Annotated in this window: 1 protein-coding gene; it reads right to left on the reverse strand. The window is 49.5% G+C overall.

Annotated features, from left to right (window positions below; all coding sequences use genetic code 11):
• A partial coding sequence (locus tag R8O11_RS26915) for a DEAD/DEAH box helicase (RefSeq protein ID WP_318194835.1) occupies positions 1 to 776 on the reverse strand: 776 nt, incomplete at both ends.

The raw sequence follows: 776 nt of genomic DNA on the forward strand, positions 1-776 counted from the left end.
ACGTTCACGAACAAATGTCTTGATAGCTAAACGGCGTGCTGGTGGTGTGGCGATGATCGACAAATCACGCATACCACTCATTGCCATGTTCAGCGTACGAGGAATCGGCGTTGCCGTTAGGGTAAGAATGTCCACATCGGCGCGCATCGCTTTGACTTTCTCTTTTTGACGAACACCGAAGCGATGCTCTTCGTCGACGATCAACAAACCCAAATCTTTGAATTTGATGTCGCTGGAGAGCAATTTGTGCGTACCGACGACGATATCAACTTTGCCATCCGCAACATCTTGCAAAATCACTTTTTGCTCTTTGGCTGATTTAAAGCGAGAAAGCACCTCGACTCGGATTGGCAAGTTCGCGAAGCGGTCACGGAAGTTTTCAAAATGCTGCTGAGCAAGCAGGGTTGTTGGCACGAGTACGGCAACTTGCTTGCTGTTGTCCGTAGCAACAAAGGCCGCACGCATGGCAACTTCTGTTTTACCAAAACCAACGTCACCACACACCAAGCGATCCATGGCTTTTGCTTGGCACATATCGGAAAGCACCGCGTTGATTGCCATGGCTTGATCATCGGTTTCTTCAAACGGGAATGTTGCCTTGAAGGTCGCGTATTGGCCACGATCTAAGGCAAATTTAAAGCCCGGTTTTAGCTCACGCTTCGCGTATACATCAAGTAGCTCTGCTGCAACATCGCGTACTTTCTCAGCTGCTTTTCGACGTGCTTTCGACCACGCTTCACCGCCAAGTTTGTGCAGAGGAGCCGTTTCTTCAGCTC

The sequence above is a fragment of the Vibrio sp. 1288 genome (genome assembly GCF_033344475.1).